General features: G+C 33.4%; 11 protein-coding genes. 1 reads left to right on the forward strand and 10 read right to left on the reverse strand.

Translation table 11 applies throughout. The annotated features are described in order from the left end of the window. Positions 1-9: 9 nt before the first annotated feature. On the reverse strand, positions 10-1,098 hold the full coding sequence (locus EG348_RS04950) for a glycoside hydrolase family protein (RefSeq protein WP_123981189.1): 1,089 nt from the start codon (positions 1,096-1,098) through the stop codon (positions 10-12). A gap of 199 nt (positions 1,099-1,297) precedes the next feature. Between EG348_RS04950 and EG348_RS04955 the strand changes: the two genes are divergently transcribed. Then, complete coding sequence (locus tag EG348_RS04955; RefSeq protein WP_123981191.1) at positions 1,298-2,227, forward strand: alpha/beta hydrolase family protein; 930 nt, start codon at positions 1,298-1,300, stop codon at positions 2,225-2,227. 116 nt (positions 2,228-2,343) lie between these two features. Here EG348_RS04955 and topA read toward each other — a convergent pair whose 3' ends face one another. The 9 genes from topA to EG348_RS05000 all read right to left on the reverse strand — a co-directional run bounded on the left by topA (position 2,344) and on the right by EG348_RS05000 (position 20,374). Further along, a complete protein-coding gene (gene topA, locus EG348_RS04960; RefSeq protein ID WP_123981194.1) occupies positions 2,344-4,929 on the reverse strand; it encodes a type I DNA topoisomerase in 2,586 nt (861 codons plus the stop codon). Between the two features lie 291 nt (positions 4,930-5,220). Continuing rightward, on the reverse strand, positions 5,221-8,763 hold the full coding sequence (locus tag EG348_RS04965) for a T9SS type A sorting domain-containing protein (RefSeq protein WP_123981196.1): 3,543 nt from the start codon (positions 8,761-8,763) through the stop codon (positions 5,221-5,223). A gap of 437 nt (positions 8,764-9,200) precedes the next feature. Continuing rightward, positions 9,201-10,466, reverse strand: coding sequence for a hypothetical protein (locus EG348_RS04970; protein ID WP_123981198.1), 1,266 nt, complete (start codon positions 10,464-10,466; stop codon positions 9,201-9,203). 1 nt (position 10,467) lies between these two features. Then, positions 10,468-11,391 (reverse strand): glycosyltransferase family 2 protein, encoded by a 924-nt coding sequence (locus tag EG348_RS04975; protein ID WP_123981200.1) that lies wholly within the window; start codon positions 11,389-11,391, stop codon positions 10,468-10,470. A gap of 524 nt (positions 11,392-11,915) precedes the next feature. Then, the gene (locus tag EG348_RS04980) at positions 11,916-12,533 is read right to left on the reverse strand and encodes a hypothetical protein (protein WP_123981202.1); all 618 of its coding nucleotides are present in this window, start codon (positions 12,531-12,533) and stop codon (positions 11,916-11,918) included. 162 nt (positions 12,534-12,695) lie between these two features. Beyond that, on the reverse strand, positions 12,696-14,210 hold the full coding sequence (locus EG348_RS04985; protein WP_123981204.1) for a T9SS type A sorting domain-containing protein: 1,515 nt from the start codon (positions 14,208-14,210) through the stop codon (positions 12,696-12,698). Between the two features lie 189 nt (positions 14,211-14,399). Beyond that, positions 14,400-17,600, reverse strand: a complete 3,201-nt coding sequence (locus EG348_RS04990) for a hypothetical protein (protein ID WP_123981206.1) — start codon at positions 17,598-17,600, stop codon at positions 14,400-14,402. Positions 17,601-18,031: 431 nt separating this feature from the next. Then, a complete protein-coding gene (locus tag EG348_RS04995; protein ID WP_123981208.1) occupies positions 18,032-19,120 on the reverse strand; it encodes an acyltransferase family protein in 1,089 nt (362 codons plus the stop codon). Positions 19,121-19,237: 117 nt separating this feature from the next. Further along, positions 19,238-20,374, reverse strand: a complete 1,137-nt coding sequence (locus EG348_RS05000; RefSeq protein WP_123981210.1) for an EpsG family protein — start codon at positions 20,372-20,374, stop codon at positions 19,238-19,240. Positions 20,375-20,577: the final 203 nt, after the last annotated feature.

Here is a 20,577-nt window from a genome sequence, read left to right on the forward strand (position 1 = left end):
TTTTAAACTTTAAGATTTTAAAATCTCAAAAATAAAAGTCGTAGAAGTTTCAAATTTTCCACCTTGTGTTGCACCGACTAAAAATTTAGGTGTTTTTCCATCTTTATCGAATAAAATCATTGGACGCTCTAATCTTCCAAATCGGTTTAAATTTTTCGGAGGAGTCGGTTCCTGAATGTAATGTTTCATTTCAAGATAAGCAATTTCCGGTTTCGTCCAATGAAGTCCGTCTTTTGTGGTTAAATGTAATCCATATTCATGATTGTAAAATCCCATATCTCTTGCTACCATGTGATATTTCCCGTTTTGTTCCCAGACAAAAGCATCTTCTAATTGAGCATTGTTGGGCAACGATGAAAAATCAATGACCGGATTTGCAGACACTTTTTCGTAAGGTCCCATCGGAAAATCGGCTTTTGCCAATCCATATTTTCGGTTTCCTCGGACAGGCCCTTTTTGAGTTTCATATTCTTGGGTGTTCCAGGATTTATAAAACAGCCAATATTTGCCGTCGTTTCCTTTTACAAAAGCAGGATTTGTGGTACAGTGATCGTCCCAAGAACCTTCTTTTCCGGGAAGAAGTAGAGGTTGTTCTGGTCTGATCCAATCTCCATCAAGGCTTTTTGAAGTCGCCAACCCAATTCTTTTTGTATTTGTTTTTCCGTTGGAATTTCCCATGAAAAATAAGTAATAGTGATTATCTACTTTCTTAATTAAAGGATTGTGACAGGTTGTTGCATCCCAAAATTCGCCACCTCTCGGAGTTAAAATAACTTGTTTATGCTGAAATTCATCAAAAGGAGAATCTGCTTCTGCCCGACAAATTTCAGAACCATTGAGCCAACCGCCCATTCCTTTTTCTTTTTTCCATCGAGAATAAAAAAGATGAACTTTTCCGTCTTCACCCCAAATTGGGGAACTGCACCAAATGTAGTAACCTTCCAACGAAAACTGTCGCCCGATTGGTTTTAAATTGAAATATGGTTTTTCTTCTGAAGACAATAAATCTGTAAATGAAGAACCTAAAACAATAGCCGCAATTCCTAAAGCTGAAGTTTGTAAAAAGTCTTTTCGGGTGAAGTTCTTGGGTGTGCTCATATCACATGATTTTCAGCTAATTTAGAAGAATCATCGTAATGAAGTATCCTGTGGTTTGGGGGTTAATCTAATTATTAATAAGTATTTTGGATTAGGAAAATGATTATATTTGGCTGATTAAGTTTTACTTATAAACAAGTTGCCTGTAATGCCACAAGCGCAAGACTTTACTACAATAATAAAGGACTAATAAACTAAAATGAAAACTATAAACAAATTGACTGTTTTAAAAAACATCCTAAGCACAAAAGAATTTTGCAAGAATTTTCTTCTGGTATTGTTTCTTTTTAGTACTATTAATCACTTATCAGCAATTCCGCCAAACTTTACAACTAAGAATATAAAATTCCTGAGTGAAGGAGATTCGCTTGCAGGAAAAATTTTTAAACCGGATCATATTTCCGCAGCTGTTGTAATTGTTCATGGATCCGGACAGGAAAAAAGGATGACAGAATTTGCAACACTGTTAGCTAAAAATGGCATTGCTGTTTTGACTTATGACAAACGTGGTGTCGGAGAATCTACCGGTGTATATGCCGGACCTGAAGTAGGAACCAATAATGTAGACGCTTCAAACCTTAATCTTTTATCTCTGGATGCGAGTGCTGCCGTGAATATATTGTCTACATATTTATCAAACAATAAAATACCAATAGGTTTAATTGGTGGAAGCCAAGCTGGATGGATCATTCCTTTGGCTGCAGAGAAAAACAAGAAAGTCAAATTTATGACTATATTTAGTGGTGCATTGATAACGGTAAAAGAACAACTTAGATTTCAGTTTTACACAAACGGAAATTCGAATTTCTGGGATACCCATACAGAAGAAGATGCCCGTAAACACACCATGACCGATCCCGATAAATACCAGTTTATAGATACAGACCCTATGGATATCCTTTCTAAATTATCAATTCCAGGAATATGGATTTTTGGAGGTAAAGATATTCAGGTACCCGTGAATCTATCCATTGAACATCTTAAAATATTAAAGTCTAAAGGTAAACGATATGAATATAAATTATTTCCAACATTAGGACATAATACTGCGTTCTCAAAAAATGAAGAGCCTATGAAAGAGGCTATTGAATGGATGAAAAATATATCAAAAAAAGTCGTTGATTTGTAATAGTAACCTCATTTCAATGAACAAATTTAAATACTTCTTCCTATTCGATATCGCAGATTAAAAAACAAATCCCTTTTGAAATCATCAAAAGGGATTTATATTTAAGTTTAAAACTATTATTTTTTTGCTGCCGGTTTTTTAGCAACTGCTTTCTTCGCTGTTGTCGTCTTTTTCGCGGCTGTAGTTTTTGTAGTGGCTTTCTTAGCAGCAGGTTTCTTTTTCTCGGCAAAAGCTTTAGGATCCTGATCTGTGATCCATTTTTTAACCTCATCTAAAGAAATATCTTTCAGCTCATCAGCTTCATATTTGGTGTCATCGCTTTTCTTCGGAATTTTGAACATTGCTTTTCCGAATTTTACGAATGGCCCCCATCTTCCGTTTTCAACAGAGATTTTCTCTTTTTCCCACTGTTGAATGTATCTGTTAGCTTCTTTCTCCAGTTTAGCATCAATTAATTCATTGATATCGCTTTGCGAAAGATTGTCGAAATCATATTTCTTAGGAACATTTACGAAAATGCTTTTATATTTGATGAAAGGTCCGAATCTTCCCGTTCCTTTTGTCACACCTTCACCTTTATATGTTGCGATTGGCGCGTCTGCTATTTTCTTTTCTTTAATAATCTCTTCCGCTCTTTCCTGATTGACAGACAAAGGATCTTCACCTTTCGGGATACTGATGTACGTTTCGCCCCATTTTACATAAGGACCAAATCTACCAACCCCAACTGAAACTGGCTGATCTTCGAAACTATTTAATTCAAAAGGTAATTTGAATAATTCCATCGCTTCTTCAAAAGTAATGGTTGCAACGTTCTGACCTGTCATTAATGATGCAAAAGTCGGTTTTTCTTCATCTTCAGTCTCTCCGATCTGGATCATTGCTCCAAATCTTCCGATTCTTGCATGAACATTCTTACCAGTTTTAGGATCTACACCTAAAAGACGTTCTCCGTTGGCACGGTCTGCATTTTCTTCGACATCTGCAATTCTAGGATGGAATTTAGAATAGAAATCGGTCATCATTTCTTTCCATTTCTGTGCTCCATTTGCAATTTCGTCAAAACTCTCTTCTACTCTTGCCGTGAAACCGTAATCTAGGATCTCCTTGAAATTATCTGTAAGGAAATCACTTACAACTTCACCAATATCTGTAGGAACAAATTTATTTTTATCCCCACCGAATTTCTCGTCAAGAACTGCTTTTTTAATTTCATCATTAGCTAAAGAAATCTTTACCACTTCTCTCATTTGCGGCTCGATTTCTCTTTTATCTACATACTCACGATTCTGGATGGTTTGGATGGTCGGCGCATACGTTGACGGACGGCCAATTCCTAATTCTTCCAGTTTCTTGATCAATCCGGCTTCTGTATATCTTGCACTTGGTCTTGTATACTTTTCGGTAGCAGTGATTGTTTTGTAGTTTAAAACTTCACCAACAGTAACTTTCGGAAGTAATTTATCGTTGCTTTCGTCATCATCATCTTCAGCTTTAACGATTCCGTAAGCTTTTAAGAAACCATCAAAAATGATAACCTCTCCCTGAGCTTCAAAATGCTGTGGTAATTTTGCGTTTCCGATCTCGATAACGGTCTTCTCAATTTTAGCATTTGCCATCTGAGAAGCCAGTGTTCTTCTGTAAATTAATTGATACAATTTACTCAATTGAGCATCACCAATACTTTTTACCGAAAAATCAGTCGGACGAATCGCCTCGTGAGCTTCCTGTGCAGAAGCAGATTTTGTTGTATAATTTCTTGGAGAAGAATATTCTGCTCCGTATTCAGTTGTAATTTGTTTTTTTGCACCTTCAATAGCTTCCTGAGAAAGGTTTACTGAATCCGTTCTCATATAAGTAATATAACCTTCTTCGTAAAGTCTTTGTGCAATACGCATTGTGTTGGTTACGTTATATCCTAATCTTGAAGATGCTTCCTGCTGTAACGTAGATGTCGTAAAAGGTGCAGATGCAGAACGCATTCCCGGCTTGGTTTCAACATTCAGAACTTTAAACTCTGTTGTTCTAGCCTGCTCAAGGAATTTTTCGGCGTCTTCTTCTTTTTCGAAGTCTTTTTTAAGTTTAGCAGCGATATCCTGCTCTGTTTTATTTACGAAGATTCCATCTAGCTTAAAACTAGCTTTAGGCTTAAACTCACGGATCTCTTTTTCTCTTTCAACAATTAATCTTACAGCAACTGACTGAACTCTTCCTGCAGATAATCCCGGTTTTACTTTTTTCCAAAGTACCGGAGACATTTCAAAACCTACAATTCTGTCTAAAATTCTTCTTGCCTGCTGAGCATTTACCAAATTCTGGTCTATATCTCTTGGGTTTTCGATTGCTTTTAGAATAGCGTTTTTCGTAATCTCGTGAAAAACGATTCTTTTTCTGTTTTCCGGTTTCAGTTTTAATTCATCTGCTAAATGCCATGCAATAGCCTCACCCTCGCGGTCCTCATCGGAAGCCAGCCAAACCATTTCGGCTTTCTTCACTGCGGACTTTAATTCTGTTACCAGTTTCTTTTTATCTGCCGAAACTTCATAATCCGGATTGAAGGTCTCAAGATCGATACCCATCCCTTTTTTAGGCAAATCCCTAATGTGTCCAAAGCTGGATTTTACTTCGAAATCTTTCCCTAAATATTTCTGAATAGTTTTTGCTTTCGCCGGAGACTCTACAATTACTAAATTTTTCGACATTCTAAAATTTTTGCAAAAGTAAAGCTTTTTTATTATATACTTTTTGTTATCCGATTTTAATTTAGCAACTAAAAGAATTTAATTAAGACTTAGTAAAAAGAATTCTAAGCAATACATCTCTTTATTCAAGGTAGTTTGCCCTTAAATAGTAAAGAAGAATTTTAATTAAAATAAAATGATATAGAATTTTTCATCAACCGTAATAGATGTAGAAAACATGGCATTTTTAGCAAAATAAAAAGGGAGCGAAAAATAAATCTTTCGCTCCCTTTACTATTAGTTATTTAGATATTACTCTTTAATAATTTTAACCACAATATCAGAATTATTGATTCTTATCAGATAAACTCCAGACGACAATGAAGAAAGATAGGCTTCATCATTTACAAACTGTCCGGATTGCACCAACTGACCAGACATATTATAAATTTGATAGAAATATTTTCCATTCTCAGTTGCACTAATATAAAGAACATCCTTAACCGGATTTGGAAATAATGTGACTTTATTTTTCCTAACCTTTTCAACAACTTCATTTTTTTCCAACGGAAGAGATGCTTTAGCAGCCGGTAATGAAGTAACCTGAAGTTTTGGAAGAGCACTCTGCTCATTTCCATTCGCATCGTATTTTATTTTAACACAACGACAACTCATGGCAAAATATGGGTCATTATTATTATGGAAAACGGTAAGACGATTGGCTATAGAAGCAGCATCAAATAAAATATTAACAGGTCTTCCTATATAATTTGAAGTTAACGCAGCAGTCCATACACCGGGATATTGGAAATTAATTACATTAAAAGTTCCCGTTGCCGTTTGATTGGCTATTACGCTTCTAAAACCTCTGGAACCGGAATTGGGATAATTTCCTATTTTATAGGTAGGATCATTAAATGTATACCCTATTGTTGTTGTCGTACTGGGATTTCTTACTCTTAATCCTAAATAATCAGTGATCACGCTGTACGTTGTTCCTACATTTTTATCCTTTTTGTACCAAGGGCTAATCCCAAAATCCTCATTAGAATTATAGGCGGTATTCATGATATCCGGAATTCTCCAACCTTCAGGACAAGGATCAAATGGTGATTTTTTACCGCCTCTGCCCCATCTGTCATAAGCTAAATTTGGCTCAGTTGACAACCAGTCTGTACCATTTGTATAAAGGGGATTTGAACTATTATAAGAGGCAAAAGAACTCGGAATCATATAAACCAAAGGATTTTTAACCGAATATGATAAAACCTTTGATATTTTGTCGGATACTTTATCTGTTGCCAAAACATTTGCGTTCGCAGGATTAGAATATGTATTATATGGAGTAATATAAGCACCCGACAAATTATTGTAGGTCGCATAAGGAAGCGAAGTATACGTCAATGTTCCGCTAGCAGTAACTGTTCCTAGAAATACACCGTAAGAAGCTCTGTTATCTGCATATTGAAAAACCGGAAGCGGGTCTTTTCTTCCCCATTGATAATGCAGGCCTGTAGAAGCTTTTATTACCGCAAGCTCTGCTGCTGTTGGAGTAAGAGGGTTCACAACAGTCGGAAATGCACCTGTAGCACCTAAATTCCTATCCATAAATTCTGTCTGAAGAACAGACTTAGCTTTGAGAACATAATTTACATAATTGATAACATTAGTATTCGGAAGCTCCGTCGTATAATTATTAGACTGAATAGGTGTATCCGTCACCCAAATATGCCAGCTCCAATATACAGGATTGGTAATACTTCCGTTATGCAGAGTTACCACAGCATTCCCGCTTTGATTAGGATTAATATCAACCAAAATCTTAGATGCAGAAATAGCAGAAACCGTACCCGGAGACGGATTAATAACGGTAATCTTGTTTACCAAACCTGTGTTGGTAGTCCAAAGAATATTTGCCTTCAAATTATTAAAACTAGAAGAATTAAGAATCTCCGGATTATTTAAAAGCTGGCTTTGAACCGAAAAAGCTTTACTAACAGGAATTTCAATAGTAGAAATCGCAGTATTTTTAACAATCTGATAAGTATTAGGATTATTCAGACCTTCTCTATACTCTTGCTGTTGCGCTATATATTCTGTAGGAAAATCATAGCTATTTACAACATATAATGGATCTTTTATACATCTACATCCATTAGCATCTGAAGTTACAGCTGTCATTAATGGCATATAAAAATACCTTCCTTTTACATTGGGAAGCCCTGGGTCTGGTATATCCGGCTGGTCTTTATCTGGTATCATCCATAATATTCTAGCATTTACAGAGGGAGAAGCATCAAAATGTCTCGGCATCGTTGCCGTCCATAACCCCGTGTGATGCTCATCACTATACTGCCCTTCGTGGGCACTACGAACCAACTGCCCCGTACCTGAGAATATCCCCATATTGTTGCCTGCTACATTTGAAAGATCAAACCCGTAATTAGAATATACTTTAAAACCTGTCATAAAGCTGGGCACACCAACATCGGTAGGTTTTATGATATGGTATTTATTGGTTTCAAAAAGATCTTTTCCCATGTTGGTTTTTACTCCAAAAGGAGAAAAATCAACCCTGATATTATCCGCATATGTTGTGGAACCGAGATTGGCAACTAAGACAGAAGGTACTCGCCAGCCATTTGGACAGGGATCAAAGGAAGATTTGTCTCTATAAGGCTTGGCGCTGTCATCACTATTGTATACAGCATCAATTTTACCTTGCGAATTATCTGACCAAAGGTTCAGCTCAGTAAGTTTGCTGTCTGCCAACCCTGTTGCTTTTCCAAACCAATTAACCGGCAGATTTGCATTGTTACTATAGTACGCAGGACCAGAATTATCATCTTTATTGATGTATATAAGACTTAAAGGATTTCTTATAGACAACTTGATATTATTACTTACCTCAGCATTTGATAATAGAACATATTTAGTAAGATCATCAATTTTAATCGCATTGGTGAAATTTTTCGCACCTCTATGTCTCACTCGTCCTATAGAACCACTGGCTTCATAAAAATCGTCTATTTTGGTTACCAATGGAGGTATAGGATCTTTTCTTCCCCATTGATAAAGCAGCCCTCCGCTTTTACTCCAGTCGTTATTGGTCATGGAATTGCTAATGGCTCCTAAATTCCTATCCATCCATTTCCACTCGGAATCCGGAATTGATTCTACTGTACCATCACTTCTTTCACGCCTGATATTAACGAAACTTTTATAAGTCGACCCATTCGTAGGATCATCGGTAACCCAAATGTGCCAAGACCAGAAAATCTCACCATTAATTCTAAAAGCGATCACAGCATTTCCTTTTTTAGATTTATTAATAGGAACTTTAATTTTTGCATTTACTCCAGCATCCAGAATTTCCAGAGAATAGCCCGATCCGGTTTTTATAAGGCCATGAACATCCTCCCATAATACATCAGCGGTAACTGTCCCTGCCGGAACACTTGCTCCGCCAATATATTTATCTTTCTCCCACATTACATAAGCCTTCTTTACAGGCACATATAAGCCATCACTATTCTGGCTGGGATCAAAAATATAACTGTTGGGAGCTTTTGTCCAATCCAACGGAACAAAAGCCGATTTCACCCGCGATTTACTTCCAGTATCTTTACCACCTCCGATGTTTATATTTGAATTAATAGATTCTCTATTAATAACATCCGCATCTTTGCTCTCTCCCTTTTTCGAAACCTTACTTATTGTATCCTTTTTTTTCTGATACAACTCTTTTGAGGTTTGAGAAAACAAATAATCTTTCACACCTCTACTACTTGCAGAATAAGTGCTCATTGACAATAAACAAAACATTGTCGTTGCATTTTTAATTGACTTTTTCATATTCTTAACTTTTGTGTCGCATCAAAAATACAAATTTTAAGCCTTTCTCAATCATAATTCATTTATTTTATAAATAATAAAACATTTATATGATTTGAATCATAAATAAAATAACACTACTGAATTATGAATGAAAATATAGCATTCTCAACTTGAGCATTGCAAAAATATGATATTTTCAATTAAAAAATTTAATTAATAATACTTTTTAAACAAATATTAATAACAATAAATCAATTATTAATAATTAATTTACATTTTAGGACATAAAAAAAGAGACAATATTTTTCGTATTGCCTCTTTTTTATGATTTGATTAAAATTTTAAGGTAGAAGGTAGTTTTTATAAAGATCTATTGTAAATCTACCTGCAGTAATATTTCTAAAACTTGAGAAAATCACAAAATTAAGTTTAAAGTCATTTTATTTCGCCATTATTTAACAACCTTTATCCTTTTTTAAAAATGAAAAAAAAGCGAGAGATATTACAATAATTAATAATATCAGAAACGGACAGTACCAAATAAAAAAGTCAACATGCGGATGTATATGTGCATGCTCTTTAAACAAGATAAGCCAGCTTAGCGGTGCTAACATTGAAAACCAAGTTGTAGCGATCAACTTTCTATCAATATTCTTAATATATAAGAAAACGGAAGATATAATTCCCAAGATAATAATTACAATAAATGGCAGCTTAATAAAATCTTCATTTATAAAAGATCCGCCAACATATCGTAAGATTATATCTAAATGATATTGTTTCAAAGTGTTTAAATAAGCATACTCACCTTTGTACACATATTCTCCGTTTGCCCTTCTTGAGTAAGCATCTACAAGATGTGCAATTCCGTCTCCAAAATTGCCCGTTAAAAGTTTAAACTGATACAACTGAAATAAGACCGTCAATATTAATGGAGTAACAACTATTAATATATGAGACCATATGAACTTAAAATAAAAAGAAAGTTTATTTTCAAACACATAATAAATGTACGGAATAGCTGATGATATTAGGAAAACTGTAATAAATTCGAATCCTGTGAACCAAAATTTTACAAAAAACAATAATGAAAATATACTTATATATTTTTTGATATTATAATCACCTTTATTTTTCTCAAAATAAAAAAGGGAGTAAACAAAAGGCAGGAAGTATACCCAATTACACCACCAGGTACTTTTACCGTATAAAAATATCCAGTAATTTGGAAGTATTAGCAGAAAGCTTACAACACATGTTATTAAGCCAAATTTCCTCTTTACCCAAACCAAAATTAAGGTTAACAATATACTTAATGATAAAGAGTTCAGCATTCTGAAGATTAAAATCTCGACATTATTATCTAAGCCAAAAATTTTATCAAAAACGCTGTATAGTATTGCCTGACCTCCAATTTGAGACTTGTAGGCCCAATAATAATACTTTTTAGGGCGTTCATTATTCACAAATTTGTCGTAAGATTTCTTACCCGCCAAATTTCTTGAAGAAAAGTCATTATCCGTATAAAAAATCCCAGTAAAACCTCCATCTTCAAAAATTCCTCCTTGCTGTGAATTTAAAAGTTTCCCTATGATCAACGTTTCAGATACCTCAACTTTACTATATTCAAACCTTTCTTTTGGTATAAGATGAAATAAATTGAATTGAGTATTGCAGAAAAATAAAAAAATGAAAAGAAGATAAATAAATTTATTTTTCATGTCATTTTGTGCTATTAAACCTTACTTTAAAGTTCTTTTTATCAATTATACTGATATTATCCAGAATAAGACCCGTCATGACAGAAAGCAATGAAACAATGATCAACATTATAGAGAATATAAGAGTAGGAACCTTATAAACATATTTATATTCAAAATATTCTTTAATAGGAACAACCATAAATAAAAGACCAATAACGAATAAGATAGCAGATACTGCCCCAAAAAACAGAAGCGGCTTGTAGAGCCTTACCAAATTAAAAAATAATTTGATCACCTTGAATCCATCGGTAAAAGTATTTAGTTTTGACACACTTCCCTCCGGACGGTCTCTATAGTCTATCGAATATTCTTCTATCGCCAACTCATAATTAAGAGAATAGATAGAAAGATCGGTTTCTAGCTCGAATCCTTTTATAGTACTTGCGTAATTTTTTACAAATTTTTTCGAGAAAATTCTGTAACCAGATAATATATCTTTTAACTGCGAACCAAAAAACACATTGATAAGACCTCTCACCAGATTATTTCCAAAATTATGAAATGCTCTTTTGTTTTGATTCTTATAACTATTGTTAGAGAGCCTGTCTCCAACCAACATATCACAATTATTTTCAGTAAATTGATTTAGCATTTCCTGCACACAATCTACAGGATAAGTATCATCACCATCGATCATGATATAAATATCTGCTTCTATTTCTCTAAACATTTTGAAGACAACATTTGCCTTCCCTTGTTTTTTTTCATACTGTACGATTGCTCCGGCTTCCTTTGCAATTGCCGCTGTTCCGTCCTTTGAATTATTATCATAGACATAAATTTCAGCACTTGGAAGAAAGGTTTTGAAGTCACTCACAACTTTCCCAATGGTTAAAGCCTCATTATAACAGGGAACGAGTACGGCTATTTTAGGAGACTCCATTAGTAAAACAATGTTTTTTGTTCAAGATTCAGCCATTTTTGTTGAGGGAGTTTGACGGAAGTATACTTCATACCGTCAAAAATTATTTTTTTCATCATCATCATATTTAAAAAATTTTGGTAAAAATAATAAAAAACTATCGAAAGTTTTTTAAATTAATATAAATAAAACTGCCTCAATATTGAGATGCACCATTTTATTTACTATAATCTGTATTGAAAATTCTCTATCCAATTGCTATAATCGGAAAATTGTTTCGGAAAACCACCTATCTATTATAGAATAATATCTGTCTCATAGGGAATATCATCTATCTGATGTGAAATGCCATCTAATTCATGAGGAAAATCATTTATCTGATTCGAAATATCACCTATCTAGTATGAAACACAATCTGTCTCATTCGAAAAACCATCTATCTGTTTCGAAATGTTATATATCTCATTTTGAATATCAACTGATTGACTATTTTATTAAATGAACAAAAAAAACTGCCTGATTCTAAAGCTCAGACAGTTTTTATTTTATTCCTTTGGAGTCTCAATATTGTGTCGAGTTCCTAAGTCAGGGATTTTCCGGGAAATTTTGTAGTTATTATGAAAAGATTTGTCCAGAATATCGTACTTTTTCATAAGCCTGTCCATATTTTTTAAGCAGAGATTTAGCTTTTTGAATTCTGCCTGTAAATTTTGTGTAACATTTTGTGTCGTATCTATACTTATACCTGAATCATATGCTTTGGCATCAAAATTATTGATTGATGTAAGCCATTCCTGTACTTCCGCTGTAGTCACATAGTCAGGATTGAGTTGCGAAATATTTTCATAAACTATACTGTACAATTTGTTACAGTAAATTTTTGCATCAACCCCTGTCATATTTTTAATTTTTGATTTATTTGTCGTAAGCTGTTTGGCTAGCGGACTGTCTTTATAATCAAAATAATCTGCGGCTGTATTTGCGTACGCTACAGTAAGACTGATCATTAATGATCTTGCATCTGTTTTTAAAATCGTATTTGCAGTAGTGTCGGTAGCTTGTACATCAGCTAATATTTCCAGATTAGCTATAATAGCATTCAGTTCTGAAATTCTTGCCTTAAGAGGGGTTATTGACTGTGTATCTTGATTGTTCAGCGGCAAAAAACTGTTTAAGAGTTTTAGCCATCGTAAGCTTGTTTGATTGTTTTGTAGTCATAATTTGCACATTTAGGGATTTAAAACAAAATTATAAAATATTTCAACTTAAGCAATGAAAAAACTGCCTCATAGTATATGAGGCAGTTCAAGTTTTTAAGTTAGGTTTTACTCTTTAATAATTTTAACTACCGTTTCAGAATTATTGATTCTAACTAAGTAAGCTCCTTGAGTAAGAGAAGAAACATTAGTTTGTCTGTTTTCAAATTTCCCTTGTTTTACAAGTTGCCCTGAAGCATTGTAAATCTGGTAATAATAATCTTTATCATCTGCATTGATGTATAGAATGCTCTTCACAGGATTAGGGAAAACAGTTAGTTTTTTGTTATTTTTTTGAATTTCTTCAATTTGTTTCTTAGCAAAAACATTGGATGCTTTTGCAGTCGTATTTTGCGGAACTGTCATAGGTTCAGTATTAGGATCATATCTCCCGATTTCTTTTTTGGTAACCTTATCTATTTCTACTTTTGCACAACGGCAAGACATTGCTGCCTGAGGATAAAATCCTGTTCCTGAAAGAAGTTTCCCAGCATTATTAAGACTAGAAATACTAGATAAATTAAGTCCAATGGCATATCCTGAATAATAGTCGGAAGGAGAACTTGTCCAGAGACCTGTCTGGTATCTATAGTTATCTGTTGTTGTATCTCCCGTAAATTTCAGATTTTTCCAGTCATTTCCTCCTAATATCCCTCTAATACCAGTGGTTGGAATGTTCCCAATATTATATTTTGATCCTCCAAAATTAAACACCCATCCACTTCTACTACTTGCTCCTCCACTCTCAGCATTTGTTGTTAGTGTGAATCCTGGATATTTTTTCACATTTACGGCATTATTTGTCCCAACATACCCTCCAACTAGGTCTGTTACTTCAAATTGTGGAATACCATAACCTGCAAAAGCACTTGTTGTATTATAGCCATTATAAAACCATGGGGATGATCCTTTTGCATAGCTACTAGTTGGTCCTGCTCCAAAAATCGTAGCAAAACTCATATCTGGGATTCTCCAACCTTCCGGACAAGGATCATAAGGTGATTTTTCTGTAGCATGCCCCCACCTGTCCTGCATTTGTCCGCTTTCGTCTGACATCCAGTCTTTCACTTGTGCAGACGCTAGCTTTAAAGTCTTTGTAGAATCATTAGGATTAATTAACTCACTTGGTATTTCTTTTCCAGTTTTGCTTCTAAACAAGAAAGATAGCGGGTTTTCTGTTGCGTACTTTATTACTTTTCTTATTTTTTCATGTTTAGGTTCTGTACCTAAGATCCCCGCAGATGTTTTATAGGCATTCCACTCACGAGAATATCCATTAACAGGATCTGTTGAGCTAAATACTGCATCAGTAACCGGGGATGCTACATTATAAATTGCATTTCCCGAAGCATCTACACCTGTTTGTCGGAAGACATTATATCCCCCCGCTACAGTGACAGTCCCTCCAGTCGTATTCTGAGCGCCTCCCGGATTATGGAAAGTAGGCAAAGGATCTTTTCTTCCCCATTGGTAATGCAGACCTCCCGATTGTTGGATTTGAGTCTTTGTCTGCAACTCAATAGCTGAAGTAGATCTAGCAAAATAGGATGGTAGATTTTGTAATGCTCCTAAGTTTCTATCCATAAACACTGTTTTTAAGGGAGGATTTAAACTTTTGGTAGGATTAACAATATGCCCACTTGTCGTAGGAATAATACCTCCATTAGCTTCCGATTCAGTGGTGTAAGTAACCCATTTTGTTTTATCTAATGGATCAGTTACTGGTGCCCATACATGCCAGCTCCATAGTATTTTATCCTGATTAGATTGACCCTAAACTCCGTTATTTCCTTTGTGAAAGGCTACTACAGCATTTCCTTTCGCTCTAGCAGCAAGTGTTACTTCCATCTCTTCATTAGGATATGCACCCGTAATTTTCACACTTTTAATAAGAGCCGGATTAGTAGACCAAACAATACTCGCCGTATTTTTTGTACCTCCCGGAAGTTGTTTATTATCTGACAGATAAAGCTTTTGCATTGCATAGGCTTTTTTAAGACTTATTTTTAATACTTTATCCTGAGCCGTAGCATCCGTGGCTTCACCTGTCATTACTACATGACTGTTAGCTTCTTTTGTCCATGATTTGTAATCAGTATTATCTGTTTCAGTAGAAGGTACATATTGCATATTAAAATTACCTAATAAACCAATATTAGGGTCTTTCATACACCTTACCGCAGAAGCACCATTAGCTTTAGTTGTTTGATTAACATAAATAGCATTCCATCCTGTTGTAGATTTTGAAGTATCTTCTGGAGAACTATAAAAAACAGAAATTCTAGCTCCTCCAATACCATACGTTGCAGTATTTAAAGTAGCATCAGAAGCCTGATCTTGATATACAATTTTTGATTTATTTGCATAATTAGAAGTAGCAGCATCAGGACCATAATATTCATAATTCCCATTCATTGGGATGATTCCTATTTTTCTATTCGCCGTCCCTCGGAAATCTATTCCTAATTCAGGATACACTTTTACACCGTCTAAAACTGGACTTACAGTATTTGGATAAATCATACTGTTTGCTGCAATATTATCATCATTAACATTTCCTGTATTTTTTCTTCCATAAGGATTTAAATCACTGTTAATCGTATTTCTTCCATATTGAGAAGGTACTCTCCAACCGTTAGGGCATGGATCAAATTCTGACTTTAATTCGTAAGACCAAGAGTCTGCTTTTACAATTGGATCACTAGTGCTTCCGTTACTGTTCAGACCTTTTCTATTATCAGACCATAAATCCCATGTTTCTATTAAATTAGTATCTGCATTAGGCGTTTTATATTGTTGGTTAGAAAACCAAGTCCCATCATTAATTGCATTAGTAATCAAGTGTATCGGATTATTAATAGAATATCTGATATTCCCATTTGTTGAATCAAATCCAGTGTTATTATTTTCACCTTGAGTTACGGGTTGTGTATTTCCTCTATATTTAATAGGAATTCTTCCACTATTAGGCTCAGAAGGTAAAAGTCCTGCATTTTCATGTCTTCTCGTCCCAGCGGTTCCTGTAATTTCATAGTATGACCCATCTTTATATACTAAAGTAGGAAAAGGATCTTTTCTACCCCACTGATACATCAAACCTCCTGATTTATTCCAATCATTTCCTAAGAAACTTGCATTGGTAGCGCCTAGATTTCTATCCATATACTTTGGTACAAATGAAGTTCCCGATAGATCTGTTTCATGGCCTTGCCCATATTCTGCACCATCTTCTTCCGGACTATCTGTTACCCATACATGCCAAGTCCAATAAACGTTGTTATTAACCCTAAAGTCTATGCTTGCATTCCCCTTACCTTTTGTTTTATCAACAATAACTTTAATTTTAGCATTTTCACCCGTACCTTCTATTGTTGTTGATTTAATCAATCCATTTACATCTTCCCAATATACAGATGTTGATTGAGCACCATTTTTATCAATAGGGGTAAATACATTATTTTCGTTCTGCATATATCTCCCTTTTGCCCACATTTCATAGGCTTTTTTTACAGGGATATAAAGACCGTCGTCTACAATCTCGACATTATTTTTATCTTTATGCTTTCCTGTGAAAATATAACTATTCGGAGCCTTAGTCCAATCTGTAAAGTCCGATTCAGCACCTGAATTTATTGTGAAACAATTGCTAGGACATTCTGGAGTAGGCGGAGCTCCAAAAATACCTACATAATTGATAAACTTATTAATTTCAGCTTCTATATCAATCAATGGTCTTGAAGGACCATTCCAGTCATCACGTACAAATCTATTCTTAATAGCACCCACACCATATAATGATGCCGACAAAGTGTTACTTAATGAAAAATTTTCAGAGCCAGGACCTCTTTGTTTACCATATAAAGGCGGATAGCCAAAATCATTTTGTGAATTATAATTACTTGTTGAAGTTAAAGAGATATACTGCCCGTTGTTTTTATACACCCTTAAGCCTGTTATCTTACTTATAACAATTACTACAGGCTCTTGATTTGCAAATACATCGCCCAGCTTTTCATTTATATAATTATAAAGATTATAATATCTGTTAACAAGAGCGTTAGGATTTGTAAAATCTAAGTACCCTCTACCCATCTGCTCCCCACCTTCCTCAGGAGGTAAAACCCAGTTACTAAAATTGATAAAAAAGCTTTCATTTGAAAACTTACCCGCGAACATATACACTGGATCATGATAAGAAAACTCAAAAGGACTAACATCACTACCTTGATAAATATACTTTTGTGAACTTGCAATAGTTGCGAGATTGTTTGGATTAGTGATATTAATGATAGGCGAATTGATATTAGAATTATCCAATGTTGCATTCCCAAGAAGTGATAAAACATTGTTATCAATTTTTTTCGCCAAATTTAGAGAAGTTACCCTATCTTTTACTCCAGACACTGTCCCATTAGGATTATACAATACTGTTCCATTTTTTTTAGGAGTAAATAGAATAGTGTATTGATTTTCATCCAAATCACAATTTGCATACGTATAGTTTGACTTTTTATAATGATTTACCGTTTTATTCCATACTATCGATTGCCAGTTATTAATCGCCGAAGCAGAACTTAATTCAATCTTAATGTCGTAAGTATTTAATGTCGACTCCGGCAACTCGAAATTAGCAGTGAGTTCTTCATTATATTCATAATCACCAGCAAATGTTTTACACCATATAGAAACCCAATTATTTTGAGTATCCTTGTACTTAATTGTAAGTTTAACATCCCCTGAAGTATTTGGTTTGTTAAAATTACCTTTAACAACAACCAATCCCTTCTCATTCACATTTTGTTGAACAACAAAACCAGGATCTAAATCATAGGAATATGGAGGAGTAAATTCCCCTATCCTATTGCTCAATACTTTTCCCCTATAATCCGGAACTACAAAAGTTCGCGAGGTAGCATGAGCAGAAACAATGCATAGCATTGCTGTAAAAATCTTTAATACAGATTTTTTTTTCATACGTAAAAATTTTAAAATTGTGCTTTTTATTTAGAATTCAACTTTTTAAAAATCATATTAATAATCAAGAAATAATATTTTTATAATACAGCTACAAACCGTACTAAAAATAGTTATACAATTAATTATTATTTACGAAAAAAAGTTAAATATTGTTGATGGCTACAAATCGAAATATTGCAGTAAAGTAAATTTTGTTTCCATAATTTGTGTTCAAAAAATTTGTGTTTATATATTGCAAACGTATGTAAAAAAAATAGATTTCGCAATAGATTGACAAAAAAACAATGTCTATTAAGTCAAATAGACCAATTACATTAATTATATCAATTAAAAAGTAAAAAAAATATAAAAAATAACATCCAAAGAAAACATAGCAATGTAATTAATTATTCCATTGCTTCTTTTTTATGAAACTAAAATTCAATCTATCACCGTTTTTCATTTAGAAATTTCACAAAAAAACAAATGTTATGATTTAAAAAGCTTAATGTCTTTTTCAAAAATTGCTGAAATTTTGGCTCGACATATTTTGATATAATATATGATATAAGAACTAAAAAGAAACTGGATATTATAGGAAGAAGTATATCCGGAATAAATGGAAAAGCTTTATTAATTTTTATAATTAATGATATCAACATATTTTCATGAATAAGATATAAAGGATAGCTTATAAATCCTATAAAAACTAAAAATTTTGAAGCTACAATTTGTTGAATACTTGGAAACAAAAAAACTGAGGCAAATAATAGAACCAAAGCAAGCAAATAGATAATCATTCCAAAATCGGCTTTATCATAAACTGATAAGATTGACAATGAACTCATAATTACAAAATATAAAAGATATTTTTTATTATTCTCTACAAAATATAAATACATTACAGCTCCTGCAGAAAACCATCCAAATTGTATAAATGTATCTCTAAATCCGCTTAATGCACCATTCAAATGAACTTTATAGTGCACAGAAATAAAGCTTAAAACGAGAGCAAGAATATAAATAAGAAAATTAAACAATATTGCTTTTCTCTTTCCAAATAAATAAAATAATAATCCAAAAATTAAATAAAATTTCACTTCAAGATAGATCGTCCAAAAGGACGTTTCCAAAAGTGGAAAATCAATTTTGGTTATACCTTTTAGTATACTAGGATTAATAAAAACTAATCCTGGCAAAAGTGATTTTAGAGGAGGAATTCCTAAAGGTCTCTCATAAAAAAATGAAGAAGTAAAAAAAATAATTAATGAGACAACAAACATAGAAGGGAACAATCGTATCCATCTATTTTTTAAAAATTTTAAATAACTACTCGTTTTTTCTAAAGACATTAATATTACAAATCCAGATATAAGGAAAAAAAGTTGAACACCAAGATTGCCATATTTAAACAGAAAAACATTAGAATATTTATCACCAAAAGGCAAATATTCATACCAAATGTAATAGCCATGGTATAAAATAACTAAGAGGATTGCTATACCTCGAAGCCCATCTAAAGATTCAATTCTTTTCATCTTTCAAAATATTATTGTGTTTTTTATTCTTGTTTATTAAAATATATTTTTTTTATCACAACCAAAATGTAATCTCTATCTCAGAGATACAACTTAGAATCATTTAATCAAGTATTTTTAAGGGAGAAGGAAATTTTGATAAAGATCTATTGTAAATCTCCCCGCTGTAATATTCCTAAAGCTTGAAAAAATCACAAAATTAGCAATGAAAATAAAAATAATAAAGCTATACAGCATTTTTTTAGTGTTTTTTGAAACTACATATAATGCATTTGGAATTATTAAAGAACCAAACCCTGTAAATGCACCAACCAATCTTGATGAGAAAACAGGATTATTCCTAAATATAAAGTAAAAGCATATCCCCACAAGAGCATAATTTCTGTGATATTCATAATATGGATATTTTTCCACCATTTTAGTATCAAAGAAAAACAGGAAAAAGGTAAGAATAGCCGTCATAATTTCAGGAACACCAATCCCTCCATTAAGTCTTTCTACATTTTCTTCCATATAAGCATTAAAACCACCAACAACAACACTATCAGAAGCAATACTATCCATAAAGCTCCCAAAAACCCTATATACTTCAAATGGAGACATAATTATGGAAATCAAAATTGCTCCCAACATAATTCCTTTATTTACAGGAATACGGGCAATCCAATACATAGGCAAAAATGCATAACAAACATTATGGACTCCTCCGGCGAGATAAATACACAAAAGATAATAAATAAGTTTTTTTTCTTTTATAAATCGCACGGCAAAATATACCATAAATACCCCTAAGTTCTGTCGCATTTGTCCGCATTCCCCAATAAAAAAACCGGGAATAAACATAAATAAAATGTAAGTAAAGGGATAAAAGGTATTATCTTCTACATAGCTAGCCTTGAAAAATATGGCAAATGATGCCACCACAAAGGTCAACATATAAAACGGAGCATTGAAAATATTAAGCATAAGCTTATTCACCAATGAGTACAACCACTCTACAACTACCTGCTGTGGAGGGTCTAGATGGAGCCCTTTCAGAATAATACTTTCATAGCTTAAGGTATCAGTATATACATAAATAGCCCTATAGCTTCCATAATCGGGACCTGCATCTCTAAAGCCCGCAACAAGTACAAGGTATCCACAAAAAAAGTACAGATATTTACGCTCAACTTTACCACGAAATACTTCTTGGTAACTGAAAATGATCAGAAAAAAAAGTGCTATTAGAAAATACGGGTGTAATAAACTCATTATTTTAATCTATGTGTGTATTAAAACATATAAAAAACCAAGTTTTTACTTAAAAGTTTTTATTATATTTTTTTTCATCAATTTGGAACTTCTGCAAAAGTAGATTTTTTTTTTATTTCGTCAAGAATATTTATTCATTGTAAGCTAAAACTTTATATATTAAATCTTTTGAACTTATACTTAAAAAATTAAATTTGCAAACT

The sequence above is a fragment of the Chryseobacterium sp. G0201 genome (assembly GCF_003815655.1).
Lineage (GTDB): Bacteria > Bacteroidota > Bacteroidia > Flavobacteriales > Weeksellaceae > Chryseobacterium.